The organism is Providencia manganoxydans (assembly GCF_016618195.1).
Classification (GTDB): Bacteria; Pseudomonadota; Gammaproteobacteria; order Enterobacterales; family Enterobacteriaceae; genus Providencia; species Providencia manganoxydans.
Genome location: NZ_CP067099.1, coordinates 2750197 through 2766828, shown reverse-complemented (window position 1 = coordinate 2766828; position 16632 = coordinate 2750197). Strand labels below are relative to the sequence as shown.

General features: G+C 38.1%; 13 protein-coding genes. 9 read left to right on the top strand and 4 right to left on the bottom strand.

The window, feature by feature from the left end; translation table 11 throughout:
- Positions 1-28 precede the first annotated feature (28 nt).
- From JI723_RS12440 to JI723_RS12425, 4 genes are all read right to left on the bottom strand, one after another.
- Positions 29-1239 (bottom strand): IS3 family transposase gene (locus JI723_RS12440; protein WP_319069321.1). Its coding sequence is split into 2 segments (ribosomal slippage): positions 29-891 and positions 891-1239, totalling 1212 coding nucleotides; the frame shifts between segments, so codons are not numbered across the junction.
- A 107-nt stretch (positions 1240-1346) separates the two neighbouring features.
- On the bottom strand, positions 1347-1847 hold the full coding sequence (locus JI723_RS12435) for a DUF4822 domain-containing protein (protein WP_070926201.1): 501 nt from the start codon (positions 1845-1847) through the stop codon (positions 1347-1349).
- A gap of 265 nt (positions 1848-2112) precedes the next feature.
- The gene (glpX, locus tag JI723_RS12430) at positions 2113-3096 is read right to left on the bottom strand and encodes a class II fructose-bisphosphatase (RefSeq protein ID WP_272579628.1); all 984 of its coding nucleotides are present in this window, start codon (positions 3094-3096) and stop codon (positions 2113-2115) included.
- A 153-nt stretch (positions 3097-3249) separates the two neighbouring features.
- Positions 3250-4173: an AEC family transporter gene (locus tag JI723_RS12425; RefSeq protein ID WP_272579629.1), complete on the bottom strand. Its 924-nt coding sequence runs from the start codon at positions 4171-4173 to the stop codon at positions 3250-3252.
- Positions 4174-4842: 669 nt separating this feature from the next.
- On the opposite strand from JI723_RS12425, the gene JI723_RS12420 reads away from it, so the two are divergent.
- The 9 genes from JI723_RS12420 (at position 4843) to uvrC (ending at position 16623) form a co-directional block, all read left to right on the top strand.
- Positions 4843-7674 carry a DUF2339 domain-containing protein gene (locus tag JI723_RS12420; RefSeq protein ID WP_319068531.1) on the top strand — a complete coding sequence of 944 codons (2832 nt, stop codon included), beginning with the start codon at positions 4843-4845 and terminating at the stop codon, positions 7672-7674.
- A complete protein-coding gene (locus JI723_RS12415; RefSeq protein ID WP_337979405.1) occupies positions 7661-9133 on the top strand; it encodes a DUF3999 family protein in 1473 nt (490 codons plus the stop codon). The genes JI723_RS12420 and JI723_RS12415 overlap by 14 nt, the downstream gene beginning before the upstream one ends.
- A 194-nt stretch (positions 9134-9327) precedes the next feature.
- Positions 9328-9591, top strand: coding sequence for a hypothetical protein (locus JI723_RS12410; protein ID WP_272579632.1), 264 nt, complete (start codon positions 9328-9330; stop codon positions 9589-9591).
- A 69-nt stretch (positions 9592-9660) separates the two neighbouring features.
- Positions 9661-10065: a GFA family protein gene (locus tag JI723_RS12405; RefSeq protein ID WP_272579633.1), complete on the top strand. Its 405-nt coding sequence runs from the start codon at positions 9661-9663 to the stop codon at positions 10063-10065.
- A gap of 195 nt (positions 10066-10260) precedes the next feature.
- Complete coding sequence (psiE, locus tag JI723_RS12400; RefSeq protein WP_140182356.1) at positions 10261-10677, top strand: phosphate-starvation-inducible protein PsiE; 417 nt, start codon at positions 10261-10263, stop codon at positions 10675-10677.
- A 419-nt stretch (positions 10678-11096) separates the two neighbouring features.
- Positions 11097-12650 (top strand): AbgT family transporter, encoded by a 1554-nt coding sequence (locus JI723_RS12395; protein ID WP_140182354.1) that lies wholly within the window; start codon positions 11097-11099, stop codon positions 12648-12650.
- 30 nt (positions 12651-12680) lie between these two features.
- Positions 12681-13913 carry a peptidase T gene (gene pepT / locus JI723_RS12390; protein WP_070926216.1) on the top strand — a complete coding sequence of 411 codons (1233 nt, stop codon included), beginning with the start codon at positions 12681-12683 and terminating at the stop codon, positions 13911-13913.
- 224 nt (positions 13914-14137) lie between these two features.
- Positions 14138-14824 carry a LuxR C-terminal-related transcriptional regulator gene (locus JI723_RS12385; RefSeq protein WP_070926218.1) on the top strand — a complete coding sequence of 229 codons (687 nt, stop codon included), beginning with the start codon at positions 14138-14140 and terminating at the stop codon, positions 14822-14824.
- Positions 14791-16623, top strand: a complete 1833-nt coding sequence (gene uvrC, locus JI723_RS12380; protein WP_319068527.1) for an excinuclease ABC subunit UvrC — start codon at positions 14791-14793, stop codon at positions 16621-16623. Before JI723_RS12385 ends, uvrC begins: the two co-directional genes overlap by 34 nt.
- Positions 16624-16632: the final 9 nt, after the last annotated feature.

The following is a 16632-nucleotide window of genomic DNA, read 5'->3' as shown; positions in this document are numbered from 1 at the left end:
ACTAGTCCTGATATAGGTTGACAACTTTTCAGGTATAAAATGCTCGATGAACCTCATCGGGCGTTTTATAGTTTAATGATAAATGAGGTCGCCTTTCATTATAAATCTGTATTGATTCTTCAACCAACCTCCTAGCCTGTTCTAAATTTCTCGGCTTTATTAACAAATATTCCATTTTTAATATCCCATTGACTCGCTCTGCTAATGCATTTTGATAACAGTCATAGCCATCCGTCATAGAACATTGAATATTATGTTTTTTATGGATTTCCTGATATTCCGACGAACAGTATTGTAAGCCTCGATCTGAATGATGGATCAAGGTCGTGGTTGAACTTCGTTTTTTTAATGCTTGTACAAATGATTTCTTGACGGCTTTTGTTTTCATATTGTCATCAAGATGATAACCCACTATTTTTCGCGAATAAGCATCGGTGATCAGACTTAAATAAGTATCTCCTTCGTGTGTGGATAAATACGTAATATCAGCAACCCACAGTTGCTCCGGTTGTGAAGGGATAAACCCTGATTTAATTAAATTTGGATGTCGATGAAATCGATGATGACTCAATGTTGTTCGATGATATGACCGCTTATTAGGCACTAATAAGCGATGTTCTCTCAACAAAGAAAATAATCGGTCACGACCAATAATTAATTGTTTTTGTTTCAAAAGAAAGTGTAATTTTCTCACCCCAAGCCTAGGGTGAACTGTTCGCTCAGATTTCACAGCACAAACAATAATTGCATCTAATTTTTTCCGCTTATCAGACGTATCTTGACGTTTGTAATAGGCTTGCCGAGTGATTTTCATAAAACGACAAGCTTTGGTTACGGTGAGTTTTTCAACCGTTTTTTCCTTAATAACTCGGCTTTGCGCTTTTTTGAGAGGCGAACTCCAAAATCCCTATCCATCACTTTGACAACCGCCTCAAAAAAATCAGCTTTGAGCTGCATCTCCTCAAGCTCTTTTTCAAGGGCTTTAATGCGTTGTTCAGGTGTTTGTTGCTCCGAGGTTTGGTTCATAGCAGCACCTTTATAAAGAGTATTGGGCGTACCTTCCGACCAATCTAATCTACCATGCTTACGTAACCAAACCAAAACAGTTGAACGCCCCTGTATGCCATATCGATATTGAGCTTGTTTATAGGTGAGCTCGCCTTTTTCTACTTGGTCAACAACCGCCAGTTTAAAGGCAAGAGAATAATCACGTTGAGTTCGTTTACCTATTGGTTTCATTACACTCTCCAATTTTAGATTGGAAAAGTGTCAACTTTATTTAGGACCGGTCACATGAATAAGAAAAGGCCACGATATTGAAGTGGCCTTTTTGTGATTTAATCGTATTACTTTTTCACTTTATGGACGATATCAACATATTTTGATTTATCGTCTTGTGTTGGATAAATACGGTAAGTGTATTCATCAGGTGAAACAGTGACGTTTTCGACGACACGTGTAAATAGAACTTCACCTTTATCATCTTTGGCTGTCAATGAACGGCTTTTACCATCATCACTAAATGACCATTCACCTTGCATTTTGGGTTTTCCATCAAGGGTCGTCATTTTAAAAGAACCATTTGGATAATATTCTGCCAGTCCAAAGAAGTTAGCCACTTGCTCATTGGCTGGGTCGACTTTTTTGTTGTCCTGATCCAGAGCTTCTGTCGTCACCCAAACTTTATCAATCATCATATTTTCATAAGCATTAAGTGGTTTTTCTGCATTAGCATTAGCCACTACAGCCGATCCCGTAACCGTCGCTGAATTAGCTTGGGTTGTCGCTGCAAATGCAGTCACGCTAGATAAAGTAATGATTGCGGCAATCAGAGGTTTTAATTTCATAAATACTCCATTATTAGATGAGAATATGAACGGTTAAAAAGTATACCTGCTATTAACTTAGAAGAAGAAGAGCAAAATAGAAAGGTGAAAAGTATTGCGAATGGTGTCAATAATAGAGGTAGCTTTACAAAATAATCATCAAAATTAGTACAGAATAGAGTATATCCGTGGTGATTTGACAGTATTTGATTGAGTGGAAATATTGATGTTAATTGACAAAACTGGCAATCAATTAATGAATACCAGTTTCGATAATATGAAGATATTAGTTAAAATGTCGGTTATTAATTATTTTCAATGAGCGGTTATGGCCATTAATCAATAAAGTATTTGAAGTACGGCTTTGGCTATTTAATGATATCCCATCCATTAAGATGGTTGGGGTGATGGCAGTCGCCGCAAACATCACATCATCCGTACTCACCATGGTGTCTAACGTTAGGATCTCACCAATATTTACGCCCATTTGCTGACAGCGAATAGCTTCTTGCTCAGCTAATAGCCTATTTTGTGGCGTATCGCCTTTTGCCTGTGTTCGTGAGACCAAACGTGCTTGCATATCACCACCTAATGCACGAGCGATGGTTGCACTAATAATCCCCTCAGGTGCTCCACCAGTACCATACATCATATCGATAGCGTGTTCTGGTAAAATAGCTAACAGTGATGCTAAAACATCGCCATCAGGGATTGGGATAACCTTCGCGCCAAAATTACGTAGTGTTTGCATAATATGCTGATGACGGGGCTTATCTAAGACGGCAATCGATAAGCTTGAAATAGGTTTATTGAGAGCGGCAGAAAGATTTTCGAGATTTTTTTCTAGTGGATTAGCGAGATGAACAGCCTCTTTAGCGGCTGAACCTACGACTAATTTTTCCATGTACATATCTGGGGCTTGTAATAGTGTTCCCGTTGGCGCTGCTGCGAGAACGGTAATAGCATTATGTTCATTACACGCAACCATGCGTGTTCCATCGATAGGGTCGACTGCAATATCGAGTTTATGTTTCGCTGATAGATTACCAACTTGCTCGCCAATATATAGCATCGGTGCTTCATCGATTTCACCTTCACCAATCACTATTTTGCCATGAAAATCAATCTGATTAAGGCGATTACGCATAGCTTCTACTGCCGCCTTATCAGCGGCGTTTTTATCCTGTTTACCAACCCATTCATGTGCTGCTAGTGCAGCAACTTCTGTAACTGAAGCGATTGCATAAGCTAACTCATCGCTAATTTTCATTATTTATTTCCTGAATGCAAAAAACAGTAGATATGATACTTTTTTTGCCATCTATCTGGCAAATACATGGGAAATAAAACAACAGAGAGAAAAAATAGAAGAATAATAGAAGAATAAAAGTTAGCCGGTGGGGACCACCCGCTAACAGGAGAACTACAACATTTCAACTATCGCTATTCCACCTATAATCGAAATTAGTGCAGCAAGCGTACTTAATAGCACGGTGCCAGCGGAAGTTTCAGTATAGGCTTTATTGCTGATAGCTAAAGCAGGTACAGCTGTTGCTGTAGGCAGTACACCGATGATAAATGCTGCCTTTAACATATCGTCTTGTAGTCCTAGTGCGATACCTGCACCTAGGATCAAGGCAGCCTGTACAAAGTTTTTGATGAAAACGTTGAAAATGATTTCGGCATTAACGGTAAGTTTGATACCTGAAAGTAACAACCCTAGGAAAAAGAGTGCAACGCCTCCGGCTGTTTTACCTAACTCATTGACTGAATTTTGTAAAATCTCAGGTAATTTGACGCCAAAAATAGCTAATAGGGCACCTAATATTGGTAAGAAAACTAATGGCTGGGCGATAGCTTTGCCAATTGATTTCAATACACCGTTATTTTGTTGCCTACCACTGATCATCAGTAAGGTGAATGGAATAATAATTATCGTATAGATTAAGTTACCAAGAACCATGGCAATTAAGCCAGAAGAACCAACAGTGGCTAATAATACAGGTGGCCCACAGTAAGCCATATCAGGGAAAGAAACCGACAATGCTTGCATCGCAGCATCTTTTTTATTATGACGGAAAAAGACTTTACCGCCAACAAAGCCAATAATATAAGAAACAATTAAACCAACAGCCAGTGCCAATAAATAATCAATATTTAACAATACAGAAGGTGGCGCTTGTGCCGCAGCCAAAAATAAAGCAAAAGGTAAGGCAATTTTAACGACAAAGTCAGCAAAGGCTTGCGAATATTCGCGTTTGATAAAACCATACTTCCCTGAGAGCCACCCAACAGCTAAACCAAGAATAATGGGTCCTAGGGCGGCCATTATAATATGTAGTAACATAATACTCCTCATTTTTTGATTATTTTGTTATGACTCAAATTTCACTGAGTAATCCAAAATAGCGACCATGTAATTTATACTGTGCACAAAGTCTCGATGCTTTCAGTTACACCTAAAATTATTTCGAGAAAACATCGTTTATCGATATGATTTCTCGAACTATTAATTAATCATCAAATTAATAAAATACACGTAGATATACATATCATAAATAAATAGAAATATACGTCAAAAGGAAAATTTTTTATTAGATAAAAATAAAATCATCCAACTAGGCGATTTATAACAATAAACAAAGTTAAAAAATCGATTAGATATAAATAATTCCTTCTATATCAATTGGGTAATTTATAGTATTTATACGCCAAATTGGTGTAATTATGGTATAAACCTATGTTAAGGCTCTTTTGGAGGGGGCTGTTTCAGTGTATGATTAATGGTCAGCTTTAATTTGTAATAATTTATTACAGCCCATTGGCAATGGGTAGAATGCTATCTACACTAGACTACGACTTGATTACTCTTTTTTTGTTAATTTTCTACGCTCTAAGTCATTCTGAAGTACAGCTAAGCGGCAAGGAGTGTGATCATTCTTTTTTAACGTATTGTACTGCTACTTGAAGCATAACGAGTATATATTGTGAGTTTGATTATGAGGGAAACCTATTTGTGGATATCCTGATACTGGTAGGGTTCATAGTTGTTGTTTTGGTGGTTGTTTCGCCAATTCTTTCCATTATTGCGCTAAGTCGTGCAAGTCGTTTGGAACAACAATTTTCACAACAAAATCAACGTATAGCATTTCTAGAAAAAGAACTGAAACTTCACACAAGTCATTTGTCGAATCATTCAACGGGATCCCCTCCTAGTCACACGCCATCATCAGTAGAACAAATGGTAGGTTCTGCATCACCGACAGATATCTCTATTGAATCACCAAAGCATGCTGATACTTCAACAGCGAAAACAGCGAGTATGTCGATGGAAGGGGAGCCACAAAAAATACAATCCGCAAGTTCGGCCTCTGCGCCTACGGTCGATGTCAATCGGTTTGATAGTAAAAATGCGCCAATTTACGCTGTTGATGTTAATCGTTTTGATGCTTCATCACAAAAAGAAAATAAAAATATTCGTGAGCAAAGTGATGGCTCTTGGCCTATTTTTAGTCATTTCTTCCATTGGATCTGGCAAGGCAACCCGTTAGCTAAAATAGGGATTTTACTGTTATTTTTTGGGATAGGTTATTTGCTTAAGTTTAGTGTCCAAAATAACGTTCTTTCCCCTCAAATACGTTTATTGATGAGTGCAGTAGGTTGTTTAGTTTTACTTGGCATAGGTTGGTATCTTAGACATAAGAAATCATTATTTGCCCTGATTTTGCAGGGGGGCGCGATAGGTTGCTTTTATATTACGATATTTGCCGCCTTCAAACTTTATACCATGTTGCCTTATAGCATGGCACTCATTGCGATGATTTTGGTATGTGCAGCAAGTATTGTGCTTGCGCTATTACAACGGGCGATTAGCTTAGCCATCTTAGCTTCTCTAGGTGGGTATTTAGCGCCAGTATTGTTATCGACCGGTGGCGGTAATCATATTCTGCTGTTCTCATACTACTTGATATTATCAATTGCTATTTTGGTTATCAGTGTTTGGCAGGCATGGCGCCCATTAAATTTAGTTGGCATGTTTATGACCTATGTGGTCGCTATATTATGGGGCTGGAATGAGTATCACCTAGAATATTATGTATCGAGCCAAATTTTTCTCATTGCTAATTTAATCGTTTTTAATGTACTCACTCAATTATTTGCATTACGTTATCCACACGAAAAACAAATGGTTGTTGATTATACTTTGCTATTCCTCCCACCATTTATCACGATGGTATTACAGTACGCAATTTCTTGGCAGATAGGCTTTGTGCCAGCCTTTGTGGCACTTTTATTAGGCGTTTTGTATTTGCTTGCCGGTTTTCAAATTCACAAACGATACGGTAGTTCAGGGAAACGCCTCGCATTAGGTAACATTGTCATTGGCGCAGGTTTTGTCACCTTAGCAATACCATTAGCGCTAACTTTCGAATGGACCTCAATTATTTGGTCAGTTGAGGGGCTATTATTGCTGTGGTATGGCTTCTCAGTGCGTAATAACAGATTAGTTACGGTAGGCATGGTGCTGATCATTATCAGCGCAGTCACGCTACTGGGTGGCTTCTCGCTATATTCATGGAGCAGAGCTAGCACCTATATGGTACCGATTTTATTGGTAGCTTGTTTTTGTGCAGGGGCACTGCTCCATTTATATCGTGAGTTATCGGCTTACTTTAAATTATTCAGTTATGGTTTTCTGCTACTAGGTTTAGTCGTTTGGTATTTTTGGTTACCGAATATTACCGATATTTTATCGTGGAGTGGGGAATCTGAAAGTTTCATTATTATGGCATTAGTGATTATTTCTGCTTGGTTATGGCGTTTGTTAGCCATTAAAACAGACTGGATCGCTTTATTACTGTGCCAATCATTTATCTGGTTAATTGGTTACTATTATCTTGCCTTAGATTTTATCAATGATGAAAATCCTATGGGGAGAGGTGAAGGCTCGTTGATTTGGCCTGTTATGTTGGGTAGCTCTATATTGTTTGTGATGAATGCGCATAAAGCACGTAATGTATGGTTACAGCGCATATTACACGGCGCAACGTTTTGGTTGATATTGGCCTTTATTGCGACACAAGTAAATTGGTTTGTAGCAATTTTACCTTGGGGTATGAATGAGTTTGGCTATTTTATTTACGTCATGGCTATCACATTAACAACCTTGGTATTGTATTGGTTACAAAATCAAAAAATGGCACCAATGAAACGTAATGGGATGATTTATTGGTATGCATTTTTACCTGTGACTGTGATTTTAATTTGGTTGTCTTTTATGGCTAATTTAGAAGACGGTAAATTGACATTTTGGAATTATATCCCACTCATTAACCCTCTGGATGAAGCGGGGCTATTTAGTATTGCTTCGCTATTATTGATGCGTCGTGGCCTTGTATTAAAGTTAAAACGAATTAGTGAATTTGATTTATTCGTTATTCGTGGGCTCGGTTTTTCTGCGGTGATCCTTAGTGGTTTATGGTTTAACGGTATTATACTCCGTGCAGTTGCTGATTTCTCTGAGATCAATTGGGCCTTCGATGCATTATTTGATTCTCGATTAGTACAAACCGTTCTTTCAATTAGTTGGTCACTTGTTGCACTTGGTTTTATGACTTTTGCTGCTTTAAAGCAAAATAGAGTTAGTTGGCTAATTGGTGCAGGTATTTTTGCGTGTGTTATCGCTAAATTATTTCTTGTTGATATCTATGGTCAAGATGGTTTATCCAGAGCAATTAGCTTTATTGCCGTTGCTGTGCTTATTTTGGTTGTGGGTTATTTTTCACCACTTCCACCAAAAGTCAGGCAAGAAAAAGGGGCCAATGGAGTAGATGATGATGCTAACTAAATATAAAGGGATGTTGCCGAGGATTTGTGTCCTCGCGGCTTCGTTATTATTTTCGAGTACTATATATGGGCAAAATAGCCAATCTTTAACGCCTTACGATTTTTATCAAGGTTCTGAATTAAGTGAGAACAATGAGAAAACTCCTTTCGCGTGGGTGGAATTACCCTCTGAAGCCTATATGAATTCAGCGCATTCGAAAACACTACAAGATGTTAGGGTATTCAATGGAACGGGGCAGGAAGTTCCTTCCGCACTCTTTTTTGATTCAGAAGAAAGCAGTGAAACCTCTCAAATTCCGTTTTCTTTACAACCTTTAATTATCAAAGCAGACCAAGTCAGCTCGAAAGAAGAAACGTTAAATGAACGGCAATATTTATTGGTTGAAGTTGTACCTAGTAAAGTAAGCCGTATTGAGATCCCATCGCTACAGAATAGACAAGATGTTAAGTATCAAGCCTTTTTATTAACACGTAAAAGTGAGCAGCAACGTAATTTGCCAATCCAAACCTTGTCTTTGGATTGGGATAGTAGTCAACAAGATTGGCAGGCAAAGTCTTTTATCTACGCTAGCCAAGACAAGCAGCGTTGGATAAACATTTCTACTAATCAACCAATAATGAGCTTAAATTCACATGCAGGGGAAATTCGTAGCAATACGATAGAATTATTATCTGGAAATGACCCAGCACTAATGGCGCCTTACTTAATGGTGATTACAGTCGCAGACAAAGAGGCACATATACCCGATTTAAAATCAGCCGAAGGAACTGCAAAAGTATTTCATTCAACAAGGCGACAAGAAACTTGTAACTTTACGACTAACAATGAAGGTATGTCGTTAAATCAACTTATTTATCGTTTACCTTCAGCACAGCCACTGAGCTCAATAGCGATACATTTGCAACAAACTAATCGGGTATTGCCATTACAGATAGAGTACACCGCGAATTCAGGCGAAAATTGGTTGCCACTGTCTAATATAGTTGCTTATAACCAAATCAATGATGGTAAGCAGGTTCGCAATCCAGATGTATCCGTAAATGGCCTCATGGTTAAAAAATTGCGGATCACGGCATTGAAAGGAAGTTGGGATGATAAGCCGCCTTATGTTGAAGGGAAACGTGATGCTGTTAATTTAGTTTTTAATATGCAAGGTGCATCACCCTATTTATTAGCTTGGGGAAGCCAACTAGCAACCCTAGATAATCTAAGCTACCAAGAGCTATTAGGGCAGTCATTAACAGTTGAACAATTGATGCATCGTTATCCTGAATTATCAGCCTCAAATGAGATTATCGAGTTAGGAGGCGAGGAACAGCTTACTTCAAATATTTCAGCTGAAGGTTATTTTGATTGGGTGACTGGGATACTTTGGGGATTACTAGGGTTCGGAATACTGATATTAATTTATTTTTGTTGGTATTTGATAAAAGAGATCAATAGCAAAAGTTCTAAATGATCATTGAAGAAATAATAAAAAGGAGGTCATTGTACCTCCTTTGCTATTGATGGAGTTCTCAATAATTTATCAAATAAAATTAGATGATTACCTTTCATTAAAAAATTGACAAATCCCCCCAAATGATTACTCCTGAGAGCTACTTTTTGACAAGGAATTGAGTTAAAACAAAACTCTAGATTAAGGAGAACACGATGAAGACACAACTATTCTCAAAATTATTTATTGCGATAGCGTTGCTAACAAGTGCATCCGTATTTGCTCAAACAACTGAAACAATGCCTTCACACGAAAATGTGAAAATTGAGCATTCACTCAAACAAAATAAATTGGGAGATCTTGGCGATATTGAATCTATACGTGAACAAGTAGAAGTAAACCGCATTGAGCTATCAGAAACAACGACTGATCGTCGTTTTAATGGACGTCAATTCAGAATTGATGATAAAAAAGACTAACTATCACCTTTATTGTGTTACGCTTTTTTGATAACAATTAGCGTAAAATTACAGCCAGAGGAAACGATTATGTCTCAAGGCCAATGTTTGTGTGGTGCAGTAAAAATAGCAACTCAACAGCCAGTCGATAAAATTAGTGTTTGTCATTGTGAGATGTGCCAACGTTGGAACGGTGGGCCGAGTTTTACTATTGATTGCCATAGTGATGTTAGTATTGATGGGGAAGAGTTTATTACCCGTTTTGCATCATCGGAATGGGCAGAGCGTGCTTTTTGTAAGCAATGTGGCACTCATCTATTTTACCATCTTCATACTCCCTCTTCTTATTATGTTTCTTCAACATTGTTTGGAGAAACTAAAAGTGCAACTCTAGCAATGCAGATTTTCGTTGATAGTAAACCTGCTTACTACAATTTTGTTGAAAAAACGCCGATGCTGACAGAGCAAGATATCATCAGTTTGATGAGTAAATAAAGATCATGAGCTGGTTTTTACTGGCTCGTCTTTATCCTTTGTAATGCGAATGTCTCGAATATGGATTATAATAACTTAAAAGCCTAGTTGCTTATTATAGAGAATTATTTAATTCTAATAATTTAATAAGATAAGGCAAATTAAACTTTACCGCAGATTGTATAAATAACCATTAATGTTTAGGGATGTTCGCTGATGAACAGTATGAGAAATATGCGGCATGCTAGTAATATCGCATGGGTATTGCAGTGGGTATTGAATATTGGGTTGATTGCACTCGCTATTGTGCTTGTGTTCTTTTTAGCCAAAGAAACCTATACCATGGCATCGTTGATGTTTAGTGGCCAAAAAGAAGCAACAGCTTATGAGCTATTAGAAGGAATAGTCATCTATTTTCTTTATTTTGAGTTTATTGCTTTGATTACTAAATATTTTTTGTCTGGTTATCACTTCCCATTACGATATTTTATTTATATCGGAATTACTGCAATAATACGCTTAATTATTGTCGACCACAGTGATCCAATGACAACATTACTTCATGCCGGTGCTATTTTAGTCTTAGTTATTGCATTATTTATCGCCAATACAGAAAGACTGAAACGAGAATAGAATAATTCAAATTTTTTTTAATATAGGAAAAGGGATGAAACTCATTCCTTTTCCTTATGCATTTTTCAATTAACATAGAATATTAAGTAATAAAACATAGCTATTTTTATGTGAATCAGCGCATGTTTCTTTTTGGCAATGCTAATTCCTCTCATTCTAATGTTAAATTATACTAATACAATAAAATACCACTGGTTTATCCTGTTAAATATTTGAAAGAAAGTATTTTACTTTTTAGAAAGGGTTATCTACTGTGTAAAAGTTTATTATTCTATACTCGTCATCCTTTAAGTTGTAGGGGTGTTGACTACACTCAGCTAGCCGAGTACATAGTTTATCTATGCCCCCGTCTATCTTCGTTTGTCACCTACCTGAAACTCGAATGATTTAGAGTATAATAACCTAAGTAACTTGCAAATATGACAACAAATACACTCCCTAAAAAGAAAGGGTTTTTAAACCGTGTTGAGCGTATCGGAAACGTTATGCCCGATGTTACAATGCTGTTTATTTATGCCCTAGTGATCTGCTGGTTTTTATCTTATCTACTTTCATTTGTAGATTTTAATTATTATCATCCAGTGTCGAAAGAAAAAATATCTGTCGTAAATATGTTTAACTATGAAGAAATCATATTATTCATTACATCGGCAGTGAAAAACTTCATTAATTTCCCTCCATTAGGAATAACTATCGTCGCAACGTTAGGGATCGGCATTGCTGAAAGTAGTGGCTTTATTAATACTGCTTTGAAAAAAATGCTTTCCTTTATTACCCCTAAAATGTTGACGCCAACCGTGGTTTTTGTCGGTATCGTCTCTCATATTGCGTCAGACTCCGCGTATGTGATTTTGATGCCTGTTGCAGCCATGATGTTTTACGCCAGTGGTCGCCATCCATTAGCAGGTATTGCAGCGGCTTTTGCTGGGTTAGCAGGCGGTTTTACTGCGAGCTATACGCCATCAATTATTGACCCTATCATGCAAAGTTTTACCCAAGACGCAGCTCAAATGATGGCACCAGGTTACAGTGTTAACGTTTTGTGTAACTATTTCTTTAGCCTTGGTGGTACGTTTGGCGTGATTTTTACCTGCTGGTTTATTACTGAAAAAATTGTCGAACCTTGGCTAAATAAAAACTGCCCAATTACGACCAATGAAGTGGATGTCGATTCAGAACAAGATCTCAGTAAAATTACACCAATTGAGCACAAAGCATTTCGTGTCGCCGGCGGTATCGTGATTTTGCTTGGCGTAGGTTTATTTGCATTATTGTGGCCTGAAAACTCACCATTACGTGGTCCTGATGGTAGTTTAACCAGCCCTAAAGCCCCTATTATGCAAATCGTGGTACCGCTGTTATTTATTTTCTTTGCGGTGCCGGGTATTGTTTATGGTTATATGACTAAATCCTTTACCTCAACCAAAGATGTGGTTAAGGCAATGGAAAATATCACCAAGTCATTAATTCCATTTATTGTTTTTGCATTTTTTGCTGCTCAATTTCTCTATTCATTCCAGCATTCTAATTTGGGCACACTATTAGCGCTATCTGGTGCTGAATTATTGCGTACACTGGATATGCCTTCAGAAATGACGGTACTTGGCGTCATTATTTTGACGGCTCTGATTAATATCATGATCACATCTGCAACTTCTAAATGGGCAATTATGGCGCCAGTATTGGTTCCTATGCTAATGGCGGTGGGGATCTCTCCTGAACTGACACAAGCTGCATTCCGCGTGAGTGATTCCGCAATGAACGTCAGTACGCCAATGTTCCCATTCTATCCGTTGATATTGATGTATTGTCAGAAGTACTACAAAAATGCAGGTATTGGGACACTTTGCTCAATGATGATCCCGTTCACAATCGGTTTATTGATCACATTGACTGCAACGCTTTATCTGTTCTGGGCATTTGATATCCCAATCGGATTCGACAGTGGTTACACATGGCAGCCAGCGCCATAGTTTGCTGGACTGAGTAAAAAGGAATAGAAAATGAATCAATTAGGTAAACAGCTAGAACAACGTTTTTTCCGCTATCTTGCTATCGAAAGCCAAAGCGATGCTTCAGCAACGTTTGTGCCGAGCACCGAAGGACAACGTGAACTAGCAAAACTCCTCGCTAAAGAGCTAGAAAGCTACGGCCTTAAAGATATTTATATTGATGATCATGCGATCCTATATGCACTCCGTCCGGGCAACAAACCATCTGCACCTAAAATTGGTTTTGTTACCCATTTGGATACGGTTGATGTGGGATTATCCCCAGTTATCAAACCTCAGACTTTAAAATATGAAGGAAAAGACCTGTGTTTGAATGCACAAGAAGAGGTCTGGTTTAAAACTGAAGAGCATCCAGAAGCCGCTCCTTATGTAGGAGAAGAGATCATTTTTAGTGATGGAACCAGTGTACTTGGCGCTGATAATAAAGCCGCAGTTACGGTTGTCATGGAGCTAATGGATAAACTACAGAATGCTGATTTCGACTGTGGTGATATCTATGTCGCTTTTGTTCCTGATGAGGAAATTGGCCTACGGGGCTCCAAAATTATGGACTTATCCCGCTTTAAGGTCGACTTCGCTTATACGATAGACTGCTGCGCGCTAGGTGAAGTCGTTTATGAAACCTTCAATGCTGCTTCTATTGATATAACGATTAAAGGGATCACTGCACATCCAATGTCAGCAAAAAATGTGTTAGTTAACCCGATCCGCGTTGCGCATGACTTTATTGGCTGCTTTGATCGTTTTGATACCCCTGAACACACGGAGCATCGCGAAGGTTACTTTTATGTGACTGATCTCATTGCAAATCCAGATAATGCCAAAATTAAAATGGCAATTCGTGATTTTGATCGTAATAGCTATGAGGCACGTAAGCGTTATATCGGCGAAGTCGTAGAATTGATTAAAGCACGCCATCCAAAAGCAAAAATTGAATTCAATATTGTTGATGTATATAGCAATATTAGCGATTCATTGGGGGATGACCGCACTGCCATCGATTTAATTTTTGACGCATTAAAGATCCAAAATGTTGAACCAAACGTTATTCCAATGCGTGGTGGCACAGATGGCTCGGCACTGTCAGCGAGAGGTGTTTTGACACCTAACTACTTTACAGGCGCATTAAATTTTCATTCTAAATTTGAGTTTTTACCACTCAGCTCGTTTGAAAAAAGCTATTTAGTTTCTGAAACCATTTGTCGTTTAGTAGGGCAAAAATAATTTTATTATTTTTAATTTTATAATTATCAAATGACCATGTGTATGCATGGTCATTTAATTTATGGGTTAAATGATATATAACAACTAATTTTATTTGTTTATCTATCTGTTTATTATTAAATCTATCAGGTCATCGTTAATTTAAAATACTTTATTTTATATTCGGAACTTGTTATTTATGAAGAGTTTTGGAGATAAAATTGTCATAAAGTATAGGATGGAAAATGATTAATATAGCAATCATTGATGATAATAATATTTTAATTCGTGGACTTGAGGCAATATTTAACCGCCATAAACGATGTAGTATTGTTGCTTCATTCCCTTTTATCGAACAAGCCATTACATGGAATCGGCAGCAGAAGGCTAGTGTTATATTAATTAATAGTGATAATTGCCATTTCGAGTCACTAAAAACATTACAAACACTAAGACGCACTCAACCTGATGTAGGGATCATTATCTATAATATTCACCGCTATTATGCCTTTTTATTGAAGGCGCTTGATATCGGCATTCGTGGCATTCTAAGTGCGAAAATTGATGCAGATGAGCTTGTTGAAGCAATACAAGTCGTTAATGCTCGCAGCAAAATCATTTCACCGGATATTGCACAAACGATAGCTCTAAAACGTATTGATCAGAACGAGCAAGCTGATCTATATGATTTATTATCAACGCGAGAGCTCGAAATTATGCTATTTATTACTCAAGGCATTTCAATAAAGCAGATCGCTCAGATGTTGGCATTGAGTCCTAAAACAGTAAATACCTATCGATATAGAATGTTTGGTAAACTTAATATCCGTAGTGATGTAGAATTAACTCATATCGCTATCAGTAATGGGTTGATTGTAACCAAACAGGGTGTATCAGGGTGTCAGAACAGTTTGAACCAAAAGCTTTTTTAAAAACAGTCACTAACCAACCTGGTGTCTATCGTATGTATGACGCTGGGGGAACGGTGATTTATGTAGGTAAAGCAAAAGATCTTAAAAAACGCCTTTCCAGTTATTTTCGAGTCACTGTCAGTAGTCGTAAAACCGAGCAGTTAGTAAAAAATATTGCTTCTATTGACGTGACCGTTACTCATACAGAAACAGAAGCCTTGCTGCTTGAGCACAACTACATCAAGCTGTATCAGCCTCGTTATAATGTTTTACTACGAGATGATAAGTCATACCCTTATATCTTTTTAAGCAAAGAGACTCACCCTAGATTATCCATGCATCGTGGTGCTAAGCATGCAAAGGGGGAATACTTTGGGCCATTCCCTAACTCCTATGCTGTGAGGGAAACACTCGCGCTGATGCAAAAACTGTTTCCAATCAGGCAATGTGAAGACAGTGTTTATAAAAATCGTTCAAGGCCTTGCCTACAATATCAAATAGGGCGTTGTTTAGGCCCTTGTGTTAAAGGTTTAGTTAGTGATGAAGAGTACGAACAACAAGTTAATTATGTGCGCTTATTCTTAACCGGTAAAGATCAGCAAGTTTTAACTGGATTGATTGAACGAATGGAAAAAGCTAGTCAAGAACTACGCTTTGAAGAAGCGGCTCGTTTTCGTGATCAAATACAGGCGGTAAGAGCGGTTACTGAGCAACAATATGTTTCTGGTGATAGTGATGACCTTGATGTTATCGGTGTCGCTTTTGAGTCAGGACTGGCCTGTATACACGTCTTATTTATTCGCCAAGGAAAAGTACTCGGAAGTCGCAGCTATTATCCCAGAATTCCAGCCGGGACTTTATTAGAAGAAGTTGTACAAACATTTCTTGGACAATTTTATTTGCAGGGCAGTGAAAACCGGACATTACCGGGTGAGATTTTATTGGATTTTGCATTACCTGAAAAAGAACTATTAGCCGATTCATTATCACAGGTTGCAGGGCGAAAAATCCAAATCCAAACGCAGCCTCGAGGAGCGAGAGCTCGTTATCTAAAATTAGCACGAACCAATGCATCCACGGCATTGCTGACTAAATTGGCTCAGCAATCAACCATTCATCAACGTATGGCATCATTAGCCAAAATAGTTGAACTGGATTCAATATCTCGTATGGAGTGCTTTGATATTTCACATACCATGGGGGAGCAAACGGTCGCATCTTGTGTCGTTTTTGATAAAAACGGGCCAGTAAAAGCGGAATATCGGCGTTATAACATCACTGGCATCACTCCAGGTGATGATTATGCGGCAATGCATCAGGTATTAACACGCCGTTATGGTAAACATCTAGATGAAAGCAAAGTGCCTGATATTATTTTTATTGATGGTGGTAAAGGCCAATTGGGGCAGGCAAAAGACGTTTTTGATTCACTTGAAGTGGATTGGGATAAAAACCGACCTTTATTGATTGGCGTTGCTAAAGGAAGCGATCGTAAAGCAGGCCTAGAGACACTCTTTTTTAAACCTGAGGGGGAAGGTATCGCCTTACCAGCAGACTCACCAGCATTACATGTGATCCAACATATTCGAGACGAATCGCATAATCATGCGATCACTGGCCACCGTCAGCGACGGGCTAAAGTTAAAAATACCAGTGCATTAGAATCAATAGAGGGAGTAGGGCCAAAGCGTCGCCAAATGTTGCTAAAATATATGGGCGGCTTACAGCCTTTAAAAAATGCAAGTATAGAAGAGATTGCAAAAGTGCCCTCGATCTCATACGCGCTAGCAGAAAAGATTTATAATGCATTGAAACACTAGGTGTCTTAG

Excerpts from the sequence above, each read along its gene's own strand:
- pepT (WP_070926216.1), top strand. The coding sequence starts at position 12,681 with ATGAATCAATTAGGTAAACAGCTAGAACAACGTTTTTTCCGCTATCTT.
- JI723_RS12410 (WP_272579632.1), top strand. The coding sequence starts at position 9,328 with ATGAAGACACAACTATTCTCAAAATTATTTATTGCGATAGCGTTGCTA.
- JI723_RS12415 (WP_337979405.1), top strand. The coding sequence starts at position 7,661 with ATGATGCTAACTAAATATAAAGGGATGTTGCCGAGGATTTGTGTCCTC.
- JI723_RS12435 (WP_070926201.1), bottom strand. The coding sequence starts at position 1,847 with ATGAAATTAAAACCTCTGATTGCCGCAATCATTACTTTATCTAGCGTG.
- psiE (WP_140182356.1), top strand. The coding sequence starts at position 10,261 with ATGAACAGTATGAGAAATATGCGGCATGCTAGTAATATCGCATGGGTA.
- JI723_RS12425 (WP_272579629.1), bottom strand. The coding sequence starts at position 4,173 with ATGTTACTACATATTATAATGGCCGCCCTAGGACCCATTATTCTTGGT.
- JI723_RS12385 (WP_070926218.1), top strand. The coding sequence starts at position 14,138 with ATGATTAATATAGCAATCATTGATGATAATAATATTTTAATTCGTGGA.
- glpX (WP_272579628.1), bottom strand. The coding sequence starts at position 3,096 with ATGAAAATTAGCGATGAGTTAGCTTATGCAATCGCTTCAGTTACAGAA.
- JI723_RS12405 (WP_272579633.1), top strand. The coding sequence starts at position 9,661 with ATGTCTCAAGGCCAATGTTTGTGTGGTGCAGTAAAAATAGCAACTCAA.
- JI723_RS12395 (WP_140182354.1), top strand. The coding sequence starts at position 11,097 with ATGACAACAAATACACTCCCTAAAAAGAAAGGGTTTTTAAACCGTGTT.